Genomic DNA, 16,922 nt, shown 5'->3' on the forward strand with positions numbered 1-16,922 from the left:
ATCAAAAAGCTTGTGTGAACAGATGGAAAGAGAATTTTAGTGAAACGGTAGGATTTATATAAGAACAAATGCAAACGAGCCCCACGAAGCCGGAGGCTTACGCAGAACGATGATTTCATTCACTGGTTATTTGCAAGAACCCGTCTATCTTGCTTTTGCCACACTCAACAGATAATAGTTGCATAGGATATTAGTCAGGGCTACTTTACCATTGAACCTCTAGCCTTGTGACCCAGAAGTATATCCCACGAAACCTAATCTCGATCAGTCTTCTAGCCATTATGGCCCTTGGATTGATCTTGGGAAATGTGGTGCTCTCGAAAAACCTGGCTTCAGCAAGAGAATACCGGATACAAAAGGTTCAAGACAATACAGTTCGGGAGTTCAGACGTATCATTCAACAGTTCGGGTTATTCGTTGCTTCGACACGATCATTTATGAATCAGGGAAATTTTCCTTCTCAGAAGGACCTGTTCAAATACATGAAGGAAGCATCATTGGGCTCTGAACTGGCAGGTAAGTACATCTTATCTGTGATGGATTCCACGCATAATTTTAATTATTCTTTTGATCATTACCGGATCAATCCATCTGATCTAGTTGGTAGATCGCTTTTAGATTTCACGGACTCCACAGCTTTAATCAAATACCGTCAGGTCATGATGGACGATCAGTTGCACTTATTTAAACCACACAATTTGGTGGAAGGCAAAGTGGGCATATCCATCAACTTTCGACTCTTAAATGGGGGTTTACCAGTCGGATACGTCATTCCAATTATAGATTTTAAATCCGCCCTGGATGAAGTCTACAATCAACCATTTGTAGAGGATTTTGTATTTCATTTCTGTACGGGTACAGGAATAGATTTTGATCGCGAGCAGGTGTATGACGGCTCAAAAGTCTATCATGATCGAGTTGATCCCTTGTACTACGCAAACTTCCCTCTCGAACAAGATGACTTTGTCTATAGTGATTTCAACATCTACGGCTTTGATTTCCGAATTGGTACCGCTTACAAACATCAGACGCCTTTTAATTGGATTCCTTTTGTGTCAGGAGTTTGGTTTATGATTCTGGTCATCCTAACGATCTATATCAATCATCAATCTGCTTTACTGGAAACAACAAATGATGAATTAAAAATTGCTAACGCCGCCAAAATTAAATTCTTCTCGATTCTGGGACATGATGTGAAAAGTCCCCTGACACAAATACATACGATTCTGTCCGTTCACCGGACTGGAAAAGTAAGCACAGAGTTGGTTAATACACACTTACAACAACTTTCAGCCGCGACTGCCAACACCCTCAAGCTCGTAGACCACCTGTTGGAATGGGCGCAATTGAACACCGAGAAAGAACAACCCGACATCCAAAAAGTGGATCTTTTGAAAGTACTTGAACGAGTTGTTCAACTACATCAGACTGCTGCGACATTAAAGGAAATCGATCTGCGGAGCGAATTAAAATCCTCGATGATCATCCAGGGCGATGGAAATATGTTGGAAACCATTTTCCGAAATTTAGTAGGCAATGCGTTGAAATTTACCGAACGAAAAGGAGCCATCGTAATACGAGGGACGCTTGAAAACAAGCAGGTTGTGATTGAAATCATAGATTCAGGGGTGGGCATGACACCCCAGCAAGTTTCAAGAATATTTGAATTTAACAAAGAAGAGCACTCCAGAGGTACCGAGGGTGAAAAAGGAACAGGTTTTGGGATGGTCCTGGTCAAAGAATATTTGGATATCCACAAAGGCAATATTCAAATCAAGAGTGACAAAGATGTTGGCTCCACTTTCACGATCACTTTGCCCATAGAAAGGAGCAATTGATACACAAATCCCGTACCTGTTAGGGGTTTGCAACCCTTACAGGGTTGTCTCCCTTCCCCCCCCAATCACCATCAACTCATCCTCTACTTAATTTCAAGCGTCATACCGGTTTTTGCCGGCTTAAATTCCGAAGGAAATCGAAAAATGTCCGGCGGCCCGCGTAGGGTATCTAATTCACGCTCAATCCCTGATTACGAATCAATGAATCTATATTCATCCTCTATGAGATCTAAAAAAGCAAACAACGCAGGCAGTGCCTTCAAGAACACCTGAAACAAAATTGAGCGTCATACCGGTTTTTGCCGGCTTAAATTCCGAAGGAAGTTGGTAAAAGACCGGTATCTCTTTCGACGCTCTTTCCCCTAATCACCAACAACTCATCCTCTACGACATCCAGAAAACTAAACAACGCCGGTAGCGCCCTCAAAAACACCTGAAACTCCGCTCCCATTTCCGCACCCTCCCGACTCACTTCATCTAAGGTAAGCCTCCGAATCATACGGCTGATCAACCTGACGTCCGTCCCCTCCAGCAGCTCCACCAGCTCCAAAACCATCGGTTCCGTGATTGGGTAAGATTTGGGCAGGTGGATTGTTTTGGTACGAAAGACGAACTTAAAACCAGGATCGATCAACGAATCATTGAGCTAAGAACTGAAAAGGGCTGGAGCCAATCCGATCTCGCCAGGGCTTGCGGTAAGGATCGTCAGGCGATTGAAAAACTGGAGAATGGTAAAGTGAATCCTACGCTTTACAGTTTATATGAAGTGGCCAAGGCTTTGGATGTTCATCCGAAGGTATTGTTGGATTTTTAGTTGGCCGAGTAAGCAATGGAAAGAAGAAGCCGCTAGGTAAAGATTAAAGATCTTTGTATGGCGCATATCCCGAAGAGTATGCACTATACACCTTGTTATGATTTATTATTCAATTTTAATTTTCACGTAGTTCACAAAGGCTGAACAAGCTACTAACATAAATTTTGCATCCTCAAAAGTGACTTCAATATCATCTTCTAAAAGTTAATGACGAATTCTTCGTGAATCGCTTGTATATCCATATAAAGCACACCTTGATTTACGATTACAATATAACCCACACCCCTTCAATCATCAATCCATTTCTGTGAAAATTAGAAAGCAGAGCGTTTGTACAGAAAAGAAGATACTCCCCGAACTTCATAAATCTCAAAACAACTTTCGTAATAACTTAATATCCACTTAAATTTGCGGTTCGTTCGGGATGTGGCGCAGCCCGGTTAGCGCACCACTTTAGGGTAGTGGGGGCCGCTGGTTCGAATCCAGTCATCCCGACAAGAAAGCAAAACCTGAGGTTCTTCCTCAGGTTTTTTCGTTTACGGAAGTTTGTGAATGCATTCATAGAAACCTGAGTAAACGAAAGAACGCGCCTAAGCGCTTGTTTTGCGTTCGGAATTTTTGAGTCTTCTGGATCACTGTAAGTCATCCCGACGAACGAAAGCTGATCAAATGATGGTCAGCTTTTTTTATTGAATTGAGTTAATGGGCGGCCAGGCCGATGCACTGGACACGGCCCACTAGGCGTACCTGTTCAAATTCCAGTCATCACAACATGACCAAGAAGGTTTTTCTACTTGTATAAAGGCATTTTACCTCTAAAAGAAAGAGCAACCCAGTAAAAACCAGATTGCTCCCAAAACAACTAAATATGCAGTCGAGCGACTGCAATTGCGGCGAAGTTAGCCATAAAGTCTGGCAATTACGGACGCAGTACTCCCCCATGAATGAGGAACGAGCACTACTTCAGGCACTTTGGACAGACTGATGACCTCATATTGATGAAATTAAAAATGGCCGATACACTTCACAAAAGCTAAGTCAGTGGCCAACTGGCGTCTGATCGCCTCTTTTTAAAGTCATTCGCATACATCAATATTTGTCTCTCAACAGAAAGTCATAGTCAGTTGCTCGTAGCTAAACATGGGATATATGTAAATATCACCCATCATGATGTAAAGCTTTAGCCTGTCATAGTAAGGATTTTTGTAAGTGCTGAATACTGTCTGGTCAAAAAAAAGCAATGGAAAGTCCTGAATTAAAACCCGCGAAAGTCTATCAATTGTCCTATGCGGTGGATTACGAGCCGGGGACTACCATAGTTAAGCCAATCCTGACCAAAGACACAGGCAGTGTGAATATGTACTCCCTGGATAGAGGTGAAGTGTTTGAGGCTACTGTGTCTCCCTTTGATATCCTTATTCAGGTAATTGAAGGGGTGGCTGAGGTGAACATTGGAGAGAAGTCATACGAGCTTATTGCGGGACAGATCCTGATCATTCCTGCACATAGTTCTCATGAAATGAAGGCCAATGAACGTTTTAAAATGCTGCTGACGGTCATCAAATATGGCTATGAGGAAGTAAGTATTTAATGGAATAAGACATGAGAAGTTGGCGGGAAATTAGGGTCATGATGAAGTGGAGGTTTGCCAATCTCGACGATGCAGATTTTGAAATTGTCAATGGAGACAAGGAGCGAACGCTTGATCAATTGGCCAGCAAACTTCAAAAGACCCGGGTAGAATTGGAACGGCTCATTGCGGAACTCCAACATTATTGAGTGTTTTCGGATTCCTCTCCAATACCATCCGAAACCGAAAAAGTGAATAAATAAGAGTAATACAATAGATAGAATGAAAGAAGGAACGGTTAAGTTTTTTAATGAATCAAAAGGTTTTGGATTTATCAAACCCAATGACTCCAGTTCAGATGTTTTTGTACACGAATCCGGACTTATAGATGACATTCGCGAAAATGACAGAGTGGAATTCGAACTCGAAAGGGGTAAGAAAGGAATGAATGCTGTGAATGTGAAAGTGATCAGCTAATACAACATTGAATCCTGAATGAGGCCACTTGTAAAAAGTGGCTTCGTCATCTAGCCTCTCATGAAGCAACTGAAAATACTTTTTCAGATCACTAACCGAACACTAACACTTGAGAAATACTTTCAAGAGGTCAGCAGACATGAGATGGTTTCGCCTGAAGAAGAAGTGATCCTTGCCCAAAGGATACGAGCTGGCGACCAGATCGCGTTGGAGAAGCTGACAAAGGCCAATCTCAGGTTTGTGGTCTCGGTTGCTAAGCAATATGATCGAGGAGTTCATAACCTGACGCTTGGTGACCTTATCAGTGAGGGAAATATTGGCTTGATACGAGCCGCCACGAAATTTGATGAGTCGCGTGGGTTCAAATTTATCTCCTACGCCGTATGGTGGATACGTCAGGCGATCATCTCTGCAATCAGTCAGCACTCGAGGATCGTTCGCCAACCCATGAACCGGGTCAATAGCTACAATCAAGTCATGCGGTCGGTTTCGGAACTGGAGCAAAAATATCAGCGGGAGCCAACGGATGGAGAGATTGCGGAGGCACTCGATTTCACGGAAGAGTTTGTCAAGGAAATTAAAGGAGTTGGAAGTAAACCGTCCTCACTTGATGCTCCGCTACATGCCGAAAGTGCGTCAACGCTAGTGGACTTAATACAGGACCAGGAATCGCCAGATCCTGAAGGGCCTGTTATTTTGAGCTCTGTGAAAATGGATATTGAAATGGTCCTGAATTCTTTGACGGATCGAGAGTCAGTGGTCCTGGAATTATTGTATGGCTTACGGGGCAGCCGGAGCATGTCTGGTGATGAAATTGCTACGCTGATGGACCTTTCTCGGGAACGCGTTCGGCAGATCAAGGAATGCGCCTTGACCAAATTGAGACAAAAATTCAAAAATGCCCATCACCTCATGTCTCACCTGAGTTAGTGATTGCTCTTAGGAAACCCTCATTCTTGTAGCATGTGGGTATTCTAATTCTCGATTCTGAAATTCAAGGATTTCTTCCTTTTGAATCACTCCCTTCTCAACATTAATAGCGTTTTGAATAGTGGCGTTATTCTTCCATTCCATTTTGCCTGCAATCACAGTAGGCAGGTGAACAATCAGAGCTGCTGAAATAGATCTCGTTGCACTTTCCCATAGGTAGCTAGGCGTATGATCCACCGCATAATAGTCCACATCATCTACAGAAAACATGGGTCGTTTAAAGGTCGTTGGCTTGGCAAAGTAAAATCCCATGCCTTCATCACAGCTCACATCGATGATCAAACTTCCCTTTTTTAGATAGGACCTTTCTTCAAATGTGACAAAGTCCAGCGGCCTGTTTGGGTCTTGAAAAGTTCCATTGATGATGATTTCGGATTCGCTAATGAGCTCATTGAGAGGCCGGGTTGCCCCATCATGCTCCACAACGATCATTCTTGGCTCATCCTGTGTCCCTTTTCTGATACGTACATAATGCACGTCAAGTATCTCTTCCCTTACTTCATGGTCAGGTCTTTGCACACAGATGGTAATGTCTCGGAATCCGTGGGCTTTCAGGGCATAAATGGCCCCTCTGCTTACGGCCCCAAAGCTGAAAATGATTACTTTTCGTTGGTTCCCGTAGTGGCCATCGATGCCTTTCAATTGCATGGCATGAAGAACAGCACAGTAGCCAGCCATCTCATTGTTCTTATAGAAAGTGTGCCGTCCCTTGAGTCCCGTCGGGGACCAAACGAACATGTCTTCAAATGCGATCAGGGTCAGTTTGCGATCGATTGCTGCCTGCGTTATCGCTCGTTGTTGGGCACAGTGAGGATAGCCCCAAATCACTCCTTCTTCCCTCAATTCCTCCAAGTCTGCCAGGACCGGTTTTGCAATGATCACGGAACCAACATCTTGCAATAGCTCACTTCTCGAAGCGAGGCCTCCGGAGAGCGCTGCCATTTCTTCGTCATCCATGTTGAACGGCTTGCCGTATCCTTTTTCAAAGATCAATTGCTCTCTGATGGGTAGCGGTAGCCTGGACAAATGGCCGGGATGAATGGGGTATCTGCGTTCATCTTCTTTTTGTGACGTGCCTACTACTCCGAATTTACTCATTAGACTTTATTGGATTAATACTGGTCATTTATTCCAGGTGAGTGAGGTAAATATTTGGAATAAAAAAGGACAAGATTCTGCACCTTGCCCTCCCTCACCTTAAACGATAATATTGATATGGAATAATCAAACACAAAATTGAAGAAACTACCGCGTGGAAGTGTTACACGTCAGTAGCTGTCTCTTACAGATATCACAGGTCCGACTGTTTATATGAAGAAGTTGTCCTCATGGATGATTCGAATAAAGATGACAATCAATTCCACGATAATCAATCCTAGTACCAATATGGCGTAAAAAGGACCCCATAGTCCAAATAGCCCGGAGACCCACGCCAGAAGGATGAGGCACAATAACGTATTCGATATTTTTTTCAGCAAGGAGGATTTCTAATAATAAGGTAGTTAAGCGCCCGGCAAAGTTGTCTCTCTCTTAAGCGTATATGTTACAGGATCAAAGAAGTGTCTTATATATTTCCCACATGGTTTGATCAGCCGTGATATTGTGTCGGTTATAGATCTTCAAGGTTGCCTTTTCTCTTTTCTTTCAGCTGCTTATAGTACGTTGGGGTAAGGCCCGTGATCTTTTTGAATTGCGTAGATAAGTGTGCACCGCTGCTGTAGTGTAGTTTGTAGGCAATTTCTGAGAGCGTAAGCTCATCATAGATCAATAGCTCTTTAACTCTTTCTACTTTGTGGAGGATAATGAATTGTTGGATGGTAATTCCTTTTACCTCGGAAAAAGTGTTGGCAAGATAGGTGTAATCGTAACCTAGTTTTTCACTGATGTGATCCGAGTAATTTACTTTGGGAACTTCGTCTGAATAGTGGACCATTTCAATTATGACGTTCTTGATCTTCTCTATCAAGATACTTCGGTTGTCTTCCAATAGCTCCAGGCCTGATACCAGAAGGTTTACTTTGAGTTGGTCTTTCTGTTCGGAAGAAATGTCCTCCATGATTTCCACTACTCCTAACTCCACTGAAACATACTTCAGACCCAGCTTTCTTAGTTCTTCTTTCACCAGCAGTTTACACCGCAGGCTGACCATGTACTTGATATACAACTTCATTCAACAGCTTTACCCGTATTCTTCGTGCGAGGGGTGACCAGTACTGCGAGACGGGGCGACTTGTGAAGTACTACTCAGGACATTGGATCAATCCCGAGCTCAGAGAATGGTAATATTTTTTCTGAGGGTGTTTTATCCTGTTTTGGTGAATCGGTTACAGGATGAGACTGGTCTGAATCTAAGTAAAGGTACCGAAATATCAGACAGTTCGTCAGCTCGGAGGGGAAACTGTATCAATACCCATCGGGGAACCGTCCTTACTTTAAATTGACTGATGTGGCGGTTTAATTCATTACATTAGCCAAGTGAGTAGCATTGCTCACTTTCTTTTAATATCAGGGCTAATTGCACCTTTTACTATCCAACCCTCACAAGCCCTGGACTGATCACAAATAAGAAATGACATGAGTCAAAACATAAACATGGCCGTCCTTATCGATGGCGATAACATTCCCTCTGCCCATGTAAAAGAAATGATGGAGGAAATCACCAAATATGGTAATCCAACGATTAAGAGGATATATGGCGACTGGACCCGTCCTGGTTTGAACAAATGGAAAAACCTGTTACTTGAAAATGCAATCACTCCAATTCAACAATATGCCTACACGAGTGGAAAGAATGCCACTGACTCGGCGATGATCATTGATGCGATGGACATTCTGTACAGTGGCAAGGTGGGTGGATTTTGCCTGGTTTCCAGTGATAGTGACTTTACGAAATTGGCGACCCGACTCAGAGAGGCGGGAATGTTGGTCATCGGAATTGGTGAGAAAAAGACACCCGATCCTTTTATTGTGGCCTGTGACAAGTTTGTCTATATCGAAATCCTGAGAAGTCAACCTGATGATAAAACAGCAAAGAAAGAAAAAGGGAAGTCAGATATAGAGAAGATCAGTAATCGTGACATCCAATTGATCCAGTCTACTATCCGGGATCTATCCGATGAAGAGGGCTGGGCTTTCCTGGGTGACGTTGGAAGTCGAATTCAAAAGAAACGACCCAATTTCGATTCCAGAAATTATGGGTTTGAAAAGCTGACCCCATTGATTCAGTCCATTGGTAAGTTCGAAGTGGAGCAAAGAGAAGCGTCTAAGAGTAAACACAAACTGATCTACGTTAGAAACAAGAAAAGGTAACCTAGAGGGTTACCAGATGCCGAATGGGCTTCAAGGAATGCAGGCTCATTTTTCAAACAACCTGCACCTCTTGTTTTAGCCCAATAATTCAAACTAATCGGGCTCAAATTTTCTTCACCTCGATAGCGTTGTATCCTTTTTCGCCTTTTTCAATTTTGAATCGGACTTTATCATTGTCGAAGATCGTACCATCAACATTGGACCCATGAACAAAATATTGATCTAGAACGCCTTGCTGAACAATAAAACCAAACCCCTTTTCTTCATTGTAGAATTTGACAGTTCCGCGTCTTTCTGCATCGACATCTACTGCCGCTGATCTAGGAATGCTCACTTCAATTTGCGAAGCATCGATCTCCATGGTGGCATCTTTTTCCTCTGGTGGAGTATCGGTCAGATTGCCATTATCATCTACATAGACCATCATATTGTCCAGATCCCCAGATGTTGAATTTGCTTTTCTGAGCTCTTTTTTCTCTGCCTTTTGCTTGCGCTTCTGGAGTCTCTTCTTCTCCTTTTCTCTTTTTTGGAATGTACTTTGGGATCTTCCCATATAGTAATTGGATTAGTTATAAAATTATCATCATCACGATGACTTGTCTTTCATGATTGAATCTCCCAGGCTGTTTTTTCGCTGAAGAACTTTACGGTCCTTCTGTTTGCGAATGTCTCCGGCCCTTGAAGTTTCATGAATCTTGGCAGTACCGGAAAAATTAGCGCCTACTGATTTGGGAAGTATGATTCTCTTAATAGTAAAGATTTACTTGTAAAATTTTACTTCAAAACAGAGGGAGGACATCTGGATTTAAACCAGATTCAAACGTAAAGTAAATTCAAAATGAGAATGCTAAACGAGGGACTGTCGAATTGACAGGTAATCGAACTATTTTATCTCACAGTCGGGATTAACCTTCTTGTGCGGCGCAATGGTACGGAAATTTTTTTACCTAGCCTAAACTGTGAAGCAAGGAAAAGATAGGAAGAAAAATTTGATAGAAGTTCATCATATCATAGTTCTAATATGAAACCTGTATTGATGATTCTACCGTCCGTAGGAGCTCATATCTCAGGAATTAATGATTTGAAAACTGACCCCCATTGATTCAGTCCATTGTTAAGTTCGAAGTGAAGCCAAGGGAAGCGTCTAAGAGTAAACACAAACTGATCTATGTAGGAATAAGAAACGATAGCTAGCGTATTTGCTGGAAATCTTCCGAATCAAACCAGTCATCTGATGTATCACTGTACCATAAGGAAAGGCACTAACTTTTAGAAAGACTATCCATGCAAATCTCGCTCTATCAGCACCTTAAGCCCTTCCTTTGTAATCCAGGTTATAGCATCTTGATCTTGTTTTTGGAATTGAGCTTTGCTAACAGAAATGATTATGGACTTGTGATCTGTAGCCACATTATTCTCTTCGCCATGTCGCAAGCGATAGTGGTATATTTTACTTTCAGGTAAGTGCAGCGATTCAGTAATCTCTGTGTTTTCACCAAGTTTTCTTATATCACCCTTCGACAGCCTGATTCGGATAAAATTTTGTTGTATTCTCAGCTTCATGAACCCGGCGTTGAAACAGGTGCCTTTTCTTTAAATCTTAACCTTCCACCTTCAATCGGAATGGCTGCTTTAACCAGGATTGTGAATATAAATGCGCCCATAGCCCAAATACCGATGGTCACCCCTACTTCAATCAAAGTTGGGGAATACTCCACAATGTCCCCATAAGGTCCGGGAATGAAGCCTGGAATGATCAATCCCATTCCCTTCTCAATCCAAATGGCAACAAAAAGTAGCAAACAGGCCGCGTTCAGCCACTTCAGATCTTTCCTGAATACATGTAAAGTAAGAATCCCGGTAGCAATCAGGTTCATACCAATGGAAGTGTAGATCCACGGCATAAGGGCATTTTTCCCATCCAACCCAAAGTACAGGTACACGGCACTGATGCTGTGGTGAGTCGGGGCGTAAAACTCTTTGAACAATTCAGAGAAAAGCATGATCAGGTTGATCTGCGCGGCAACAGCTACCACCATTGAGATTTTTCGAATCGACGTTTTTGCAATCTTGTAATCTGTATAATGGTGAATGACTTGCAAAACCAGAATAATCAGTGCAGGTCCGGCGGCAAACGCAGAAGCCAGAAAACGAGGCCCCAACAGCGCATTGTTCCAAAAAGGTCGTGCCGGAAGTCCGGCGTAAAGGAATGCGGTTACCATATGAATCCCCACTGCCCAAAAAACAGACAGGAATACACCGGGTAGATAGATGTTTTTATTGGGTTCCTTACCCTGGTACTTCGAGATGATAATGTAAAGGGGTATCGTAATATTGATGATCAGATAGCCATTTAGGACAATCACATCCCACGCAAGCATAGAATCCGGCCAGTTGAACCGACCGATGCCCGGGATCAGGTGCCATGCCCGAATCGGTCCACCCAGGTCTACCGTAACAAAAGCCAGACACATGATCAGGGCAGATGCAGCCAATCCCTCACCAATCAATACGGCTTTGGAAAAATCAAAATCATGGAGTACATAGGTAGGCAATACAAGCATAACAGCTGCGGCCGCTACGCCTACCAGAAAGGTAAAGTTGGAAATATATAACCCCCAGCTTACCCGGTCATTCATACCTGTAGCCGCCAATCCTTCATTGAGTTGCTGATGGAAGCAATAGGCCCCCAGGAGCATCAATATGGTTAGACTTCCCATCCAAATATGATAGGACTTGCTGCCTTGCAGGGCTTCGTTGAGCCCATCTCTGGCCATACTGGCGAATATTGTGAATTGCTTCATCATCAGTCCATGAAATACCAGAATTTGGGTTCTGTGCCCAAATCTTCCTTGAGTCTAAATACTTTCTTATTTGCCAGGACCCATCGAATATCACTATCCGGATCCAGAAGATTCCCAAAAATTCTTGCCCCGGTAGGACAAGCTTCCACGCATGCAGGATTCTTACCATTTCGACTTCTTTGGATGCAAAAAGTGCACTTTTCCATGACTCCTTTGCTTCGTAACCTATTACCCAGGTAATGCTGCACGAGATTGATCTCTTCTTCAGGCACCTGAGGTGCAGACCAGTTGAAACGTCGGCCATCATAGGGACATGCCGCCATGCAATAGCGACAACCAATGCACCAATCATAGTCAATCACTACGATCCCGTCTTGTTCCTTCCAGGTGGCTTTAACCGGGCATACATCCACACACGGGGGATTTTCGCAATGAAAACATTGCGTTCCCATATAAAAATGACCTTCCGCCGGCACTTCATGATAGTAATCATCTTCTGAGTCTTCGAAATTGATCGACCCGTTCTTGTGCTCGTGGATCCGGATGTACTGCATCTGGGAATTCCGGTCCTGGTTATTCTCCTGAACACAGGCATTCACACAATCCATGTATCCCTGACACTTTGAAATATTGAACGCATACCCGAACAAGACCCCTTTGATGGCATCTTTGGAAGACACTTTGGCACGTTTACCGTGGTTTATCTCATAAAGTCGCTCCAATCGGTTGACCGTATCTTCTTTTTCCTGATCCGTCATTAGCTGGTAATTGCCTTTGAAAAACTCTTCCCACTCCAACTGCTTTTTCTCCTTCGTCTCATCTGAGGCCATTACACTACAGGACGAGTTGGCAAGTCCCGTTCCGGCCATCAGTCCGGCAGTAAGAGATTTAAACATGCCTCGCCTACTTGTCTTCTTATTTAGTTTTTGATCAAAGCCATCTTGCTTACATGAGCAGCTTGCCGATCCGCAGCCTGGAGAAGGGTTGGTCATATTGTCGTTTGAATCACTCATTGATATCTCACTGATTTTGTTCAAGTAATTTGACCGTATTTAACCTGGCTGGCCACCTGCTGGATATTTTCGGTTCGTGTGGATTATGACAACTCACACAATTATTGATCGTTCTTGGCTTCACCCAGCCACCGACTCTTTTGCCATGAGCACCCCCTAGCCAGTCTTTGGCCTGTGAGGAGTGACACTGGGCACACTGCTGATAGCTATGGTTAAAATCAATGGGTGTTTTACCCAGAGATGTAAGCTGATCTGGCTGTTCCAGGTCGTGACAAGTCTTACAATCCATCACTGAACCGGTCGCATGGTTCAATTGGATATTCCAATGAGCATCTGCTTCTTTATTAGCCAGTTTCTTCGACACATCCGTATGACAGTTACTACAAGGAAAGGAAGTTAGATGTTTCGTTCGGGTAAGCACAAGGGTTTCCTGTTGGCGTTGTTGGGTTTCACTGATCAGCTCTTCGTTTTGATCAAGGTTGACCAACGCTTTTTGGAGATCATCCATCAATGTTCGCATCTCCTCATTGTATTCGACGGAATCCTGAACGGTTTTCGGTAAGGCATGCAAGACTCCATGAGGATGACCCGTATCAACGATATGAATACCTGCGTCCTCGGAATGATCGCCACAGGCAATCAAAAGCAAAAGAACGACACCCCATAAGTGAATGTTATAGCGATTCATTGGCTTAATTTTATCCATTCAATTAATGGTTTTTGAGTGGTAGCAGGTAATGAGTCCCATTGGATGAACCTGAATTTATTGACCGCTGTGGTATGGCATTGGCGACAATTGACCCTTTCCGGGTGACTCACCAGTATTTCCCTGGGAGCGGCCGGTCCCGCATGGCAGGCCAGACAGTTTTCGCGCATCTGCAAGTCATGGGGTGTTGGCGGCGGACTTCCTGGCAAAGCCGCTCTACCCAATTCAGGATGTTGGCTTTTTGTCCATTGGGTTGCAGCGAAAAGTCGCTCAGTTTTCACGGGCACATGGCATTGTTTACAATTGATCAATTCCGGATGTGGTGTTATCGGAGCAAATTTTTTAAACTCTTCAACATATCCGCCATTCTTATGGCATTGCAAACAGGATTGATCCCCAATACCCTGCTCACTTAACAGTGGATGAGGGATCACAGGAGGAGCTCCGGCATAGGCCCGGTTATCGTAGTACTCTGTCAGAGATTTCCTGTTAGGATTTTCGACCGTCATGGTTTCATAATCGATATCTCCTGGACCTCTTTTGAAAACTCCTGATTCGAGTGGTAATGAGGGTTCAAATCTAGTGGGTTCAAATCGGCTTGATACCTCATTTTCAGCCTGGATACTCGCATCTAAGACATAAATGGCAGCTGCCGTGAGCACCACTACCAAACTGATCATTCTTGTTTTAGCTCTAAACACCGCTGTATTTTTCTACCTTAACTGCACATTTTTTATAATCCGGCTGCTTCGAAATGGGACAAAAAGCATCCAGCGTAAGCTCGTTGATCAGGAATTGCTCATCAAAGAAGGGCACAAACACATGTCCCTGAGCCGGTTTTCCTCGTTCATCAACTGAGGCAGGCATCACGATCTCTCCTCTTCGTGACGTTATCTTCACCAGGTTTCCGGTACGGATGTTCATGCGTCGCGCATCTTCGGGATGTAACTCAACATAACTATTCGGAACCGCCTGATGCAGCACGGAAACCCTTCTGGTCATTGACCCTGTATGCCAATGTTCAACTACCCGACCTGTATTCAACCAGAAAGGATATTCCTGATCAGGTATTTCGGGTGGCGCCTCGTAAGGCCTTGCCAGGATCCAGGCTTTTCCATCCGGTTTGCCATAGAAGTCAAATCCTTCTCGCGAACAAGCTGGATCATATGTCGGATTAAATCTCCATTTGGTACTTTTCCCTTCGAAAAATGGCCATTGGACTCCCGGTTGGGATTTTAGTACTTCATAGGGTGCCATACCATGTTTCGGTCCTTCATGGAAGCGGCCATATTCTTTCCATATTTCTTGGATGTGACTTTCTTCGGACCAGGGGAATAGCTTTTCAAAGCCTAGTCGTCGGGCTACTTCTATCAGTTGCCAGGTATCACTCATTGCCTCACCTGGTGGTTCCAACATCTGTTCAAAATGTTGGGTCATTCGCTCTGAATTGCCGAACATACCTTCTCTCTCAATCCACATGGCGGAGGGCAGGATCACATCAGCGATTGCGGTAGTGGGTGTGGGATATACATCTGAAACCACCACAAACCTGTCATCTTTTAAAGCACCATCCCGGTAACGACTGAGCTTGGGCATGGTTACCATCGGGTTGGTGACCTGTATCCACATGAACTTCAGATCGCCCCTGTCCAATGCTCGGAACATCTCTACGGTATGATAGGTGGGCTTTGCTGGTATGTTCTCAACAGGAACCTGCCATATTTCTGCGGCCTTCTGTCGTGATTTTTCATTCATCACCACCCCATGTGGCAATTTGTGGGTCAGTGTTCCCACTTCTCTCACCGTTCCGCAGGCGCTTGGTTGCCCCGTTAGAGAGAAAGGACTATTTCCCGGGGTAGAAATTTTACCAGTAAGCAGGTGAATATTGTAAATCAGGTTGTTGATCCAGGTACCTCGTGTATGCTGATTGGCACCCATGCACCAAAAGGACATGACTTTCAGGTTGGGATTGCCGTAAAGTGAAGCCAGGTATTTCAGATCTTGGGCAGAAACTCCCGAAAGCTCCTGAATGGATTCAGGTTTGTAGTCTTCCAAAAAGTCCTTGTATTGATCAAAATCAATATTGCTGGTTTCGTCCTTAAACTGAAAACCATCTTCAAGACCATAGCCAATGTTGGTTTTACCTTTTTTAATCGTGGTATGTTTTTCTACAAAACGCGTATTAACCCAGCCATTTTTCACTATCTCATGGCAAATCGCATTGGCCACAGCTAAATCGGCTTGTGGCTTGAAAAGAATAGAACGGTCCGCCGCTACGCTGGTACGGGTTGTACGGGTTGCCAGATCAATGATCTTGACATTTTTCCGATTGAGGCGATTGTCCAATAACCTCGAAAACAATACCGGGTGCATTTCCGCCATATTGTTTCCCCAAAGCACAAAAACATCTGCATGATCAATGTCTTCATAACAGCCCATGGGTTCATCCATACCGAAAGTGGTCAAAAAACCGGTTACCGCACTGGCCATGCACAACCTTGCATTCGCCTCCAGATTGTTGGTACCAATGGCCCCTTTCATAAGCTTGGAGGCCACATAGCCATCTGGAATGGTCCATTGTCCCGAGCCATACAAGGCCACTGAGTCCTTCCCGTAATCGCGAATAGCTTCTCGCATTTTGGAAGCCACCAGGTCCAAAGCTTCCTCCATTGACGTTTCCACCATTCGACCATTCTTACGTACAAGAGGTTTGGTAAGCCGGTCTTTCCCATATAAGGACATCACTGAGTGATACCCTTTGACACAGCAAAGCCCTTTATTGACGGTACTTTGTGGATCACCCTTCACCGCTACGGCCTTTTTGTCCTGGATTCCTACAAGCAAGCCACATCCTACGCCACAGAACCGGCAAGGAGACTTTTTCCAGGTAATATCGCCAGCAGGCAAGCCCTTTTCCTGTTCTTCAGCAAATACGATACCCGGAAACATAGCGGCTGCCGCTACGAAAGCCGAGGCTTTTGCGGCCATTCTCAAGAATTGCCTTCTGTCAAGTTTCGACTTATCTAAGGTTTCATTCATAGCCTGAGACTAACGTGATGTGTCTGATTTTTTTATTGTTTTCCACATTCCTGTAGAGTTGCTGTTCCTCGTCCTCATTTGAGGTATCCGTTATCAAAACCAATACTTCCTGATTTTCCGCCGGGTATATCTCACAACTAGATATCTTTCTGATTTCAGCCACCAATTGTTGCTTTTGGTCCGTGTGCGGAACTATGATATAACTCTTAACAGGCATTGGGTTTAATCTTTTGAAAGTCTTATCTGAAGCAGAGATAAGTTCTTTATCACTATATCTTCATTATGTAAGTCATGACTATTTATGATATTTATCATGTTAGTGGAGTACGTGATTAAAATAGATCCCTAAGAAAATTGATGCT

18 protein-coding genes and 1 tRNA gene are annotated in these 16,922 nt (G+C 43.8%); 8 read left to right on the plus strand and 11 right to left on the minus strand.

The window, feature by feature from the left end; genetic code table 11:
• Positions 1 to 227: 227 nt before the first annotated feature.
• Positions 228 to 1,838 (plus strand): HAMP domain-containing sensor histidine kinase, encoded by a 1,611-nt coding sequence (locus tag R8G66_30590; protein MDW3196764.1) that lies wholly within the window; start codon positions 228 to 230, stop codon positions 1,836 to 1,838.
• A 307-nt stretch (positions 1,839 to 2,145) separates the two neighbouring features.
• Here the strand turns inward: R8G66_30590 and R8G66_30595 are convergent, their stop codons facing one another.
• Entirely contained in the window at positions 2,146 to 2,394 is a 249-nt protein-coding gene (locus R8G66_30595) for a hypothetical protein (protein ID MDW3196765.1), read from the minus strand.
• Positions 2,395 to 2,424: 30 nt separating this feature from the next.
• On the opposite strand from R8G66_30595, the gene R8G66_30600 reads away from it, so the two are divergent.
• The 6 genes from R8G66_30600 (at position 2,425) to R8G66_30625 (ending at position 5,629) form a co-directional block, all read left to right on the plus strand.
• A complete protein-coding gene (locus R8G66_30600; GenBank protein MDW3196766.1) occupies positions 2,425 to 2,652 on the plus strand; it encodes a helix-turn-helix transcriptional regulator in 228 nt (75 codons plus the stop codon).
• A 420-nt stretch (positions 2,653 to 3,072) separates the two neighbouring features.
• Positions 3,073 to 3,147: transfer RNA gene (locus tag R8G66_30605), tRNA-Pro, on the plus strand.
• A 745-nt stretch (positions 3,148 to 3,892) separates the two neighbouring features.
• On the plus strand, positions 3,893 to 4,243 hold the full coding sequence (locus R8G66_30610) for a cupin domain-containing protein (protein ID MDW3196767.1): 351 nt from the start codon (positions 3,893 to 3,895) through the stop codon (positions 4,241 to 4,243).
• 38 nt (positions 4,244 to 4,281) lie between these two features.
• Positions 4,282 to 4,431 carry a hypothetical protein gene (locus R8G66_30615; GenBank protein MDW3196768.1) on the plus strand — a complete coding sequence of 50 codons (150 nt, stop codon included), beginning with the start codon at positions 4,282 to 4,284 and terminating at the stop codon, positions 4,429 to 4,431.
• A gap of 73 nt (positions 4,432 to 4,504) precedes the next feature.
• Positions 4,505 to 4,699 (plus strand): cold-shock protein, encoded by a 195-nt coding sequence (locus R8G66_30620; GenBank protein MDW3196769.1) that lies wholly within the window; start codon positions 4,505 to 4,507, stop codon positions 4,697 to 4,699.
• 60 nt (positions 4,700 to 4,759) lie between these two features.
• The gene (locus R8G66_30625) at positions 4,760 to 5,629 is read left to right on the plus strand and encodes an RNA polymerase sigma factor RpoD/SigA (protein MDW3196770.1); all 870 of its coding nucleotides are present in this window, start codon (positions 4,760 to 4,762) and stop codon (positions 5,627 to 5,629) included.
• Positions 5,630 to 5,638: 9 nt separating this feature from the next.
• On the opposite strand, the gene R8G66_30630 is transcribed toward R8G66_30625, so the two are convergent.
• Positions 5,639 to 6,787: a N(5)-(carboxyethyl)ornithine synthase gene (locus R8G66_30630; GenBank protein MDW3196771.1), complete on the minus strand. Its 1,149-nt coding sequence runs from the start codon at positions 6,785 to 6,787 to the stop codon at positions 5,639 to 5,641.
• Between the two features lie 511 nt (positions 6,788 to 7,298).
• Complete coding sequence (locus R8G66_30635) at positions 7,299 to 7,859, minus strand: helix-turn-helix domain-containing protein (GenBank protein ID MDW3196772.1); 561 nt, start codon at positions 7,857 to 7,859, stop codon at positions 7,299 to 7,301.
• Positions 7,860 to 8,263: 404 nt separating this feature from the next.
• Here R8G66_30635 and R8G66_30640 point away from each other — a divergent pair, with 404 nt between their 5' ends.
• Positions 8,264 to 8,998 carry an NYN domain-containing protein gene (locus R8G66_30640; GenBank protein ID MDW3196773.1) on the plus strand — a complete coding sequence of 245 codons (735 nt, stop codon included), beginning with the start codon at positions 8,264 to 8,266 and terminating at the stop codon, positions 8,996 to 8,998.
• Positions 8,999 to 9,101: 103 nt separating this feature from the next.
• On the opposite strand, the gene R8G66_30645 is transcribed toward R8G66_30640, so the two are convergent.
• The 8 genes from R8G66_30645 to R8G66_30680 all read right to left on the minus strand — a co-directional run bounded on the left by R8G66_30645 (position 9,102) and on the right by R8G66_30680 (position 16,777).
• Entirely contained in the window at positions 9,102 to 9,551 is a 450-nt protein-coding gene (locus R8G66_30645) for a cold shock domain-containing protein (GenBank protein MDW3196774.1), read from the minus strand.
• 725 nt (positions 9,552 to 10,276) lie between these two features.
• Positions 10,277 to 10,561, minus strand: a complete 285-nt coding sequence (locus R8G66_30650) for a hypothetical protein (protein ID MDW3196775.1) — start codon at positions 10,559 to 10,561, stop codon at positions 10,277 to 10,279.
• On the minus strand, positions 10,558 to 11,805 hold the full coding sequence (gene nrfD, locus R8G66_30655) for an NrfD/PsrC family molybdoenzyme membrane anchor subunit (protein ID MDW3196776.1): 1,248 nt from the start codon (positions 11,803 to 11,805) through the stop codon (positions 10,558 to 10,560). The genes R8G66_30650 and nrfD overlap by 4 nt, the downstream gene beginning before the upstream one ends.
• Positions 11,805 to 12,815 carry a 4Fe-4S dicluster domain-containing protein gene (locus tag R8G66_30660; GenBank protein MDW3196777.1) on the minus strand — a complete coding sequence of 337 codons (1,011 nt, stop codon included), beginning with the start codon at positions 12,813 to 12,815 and terminating at the stop codon, positions 11,805 to 11,807. Before R8G66_30660 ends, nrfD begins: the two co-directional genes overlap by 1 nt.
• A 7-nt stretch (positions 12,816 to 12,822) precedes the next feature.
• Positions 12,823 to 13,521, minus strand: a complete 699-nt coding sequence (locus tag R8G66_30665; protein ID MDW3196778.1) for a hypothetical protein — start codon at positions 13,519 to 13,521, stop codon at positions 12,823 to 12,825.
• Complete coding sequence (locus R8G66_30670) at positions 13,500 to 14,201, minus strand: cytochrome c3 family protein (GenBank protein ID MDW3196779.1); 702 nt, start codon at positions 14,199 to 14,201, stop codon at positions 13,500 to 13,502. Before R8G66_30670 ends, R8G66_30665 begins: the two co-directional genes overlap by 22 nt.
• Before the next feature lie 13 nt (positions 14,202 to 14,214).
• Positions 14,215 to 16,560 (minus strand): molybdopterin-dependent oxidoreductase, encoded by a 2,346-nt coding sequence (locus tag R8G66_30675; GenBank protein MDW3196780.1) that lies wholly within the window; start codon positions 16,558 to 16,560, stop codon positions 14,215 to 14,217.
• On the minus strand, positions 16,553 to 16,777 hold the full coding sequence (locus tag R8G66_30680; GenBank protein MDW3196781.1) for a hypothetical protein: 225 nt from the start codon (positions 16,775 to 16,777) through the stop codon (positions 16,553 to 16,555). Before R8G66_30680 ends, R8G66_30675 begins: the two co-directional genes overlap by 8 nt.
• Between the last annotated feature and the right edge of the window lie 145 nt (positions 16,778 to 16,922).

The organism is Cytophagales bacterium (genome assembly GCA_033344775.1).
Taxonomy (GTDB): Bacteria; Bacteroidota; Bacteroidia; order Cytophagales; family Cyclobacteriaceae; genus JAWPMT01.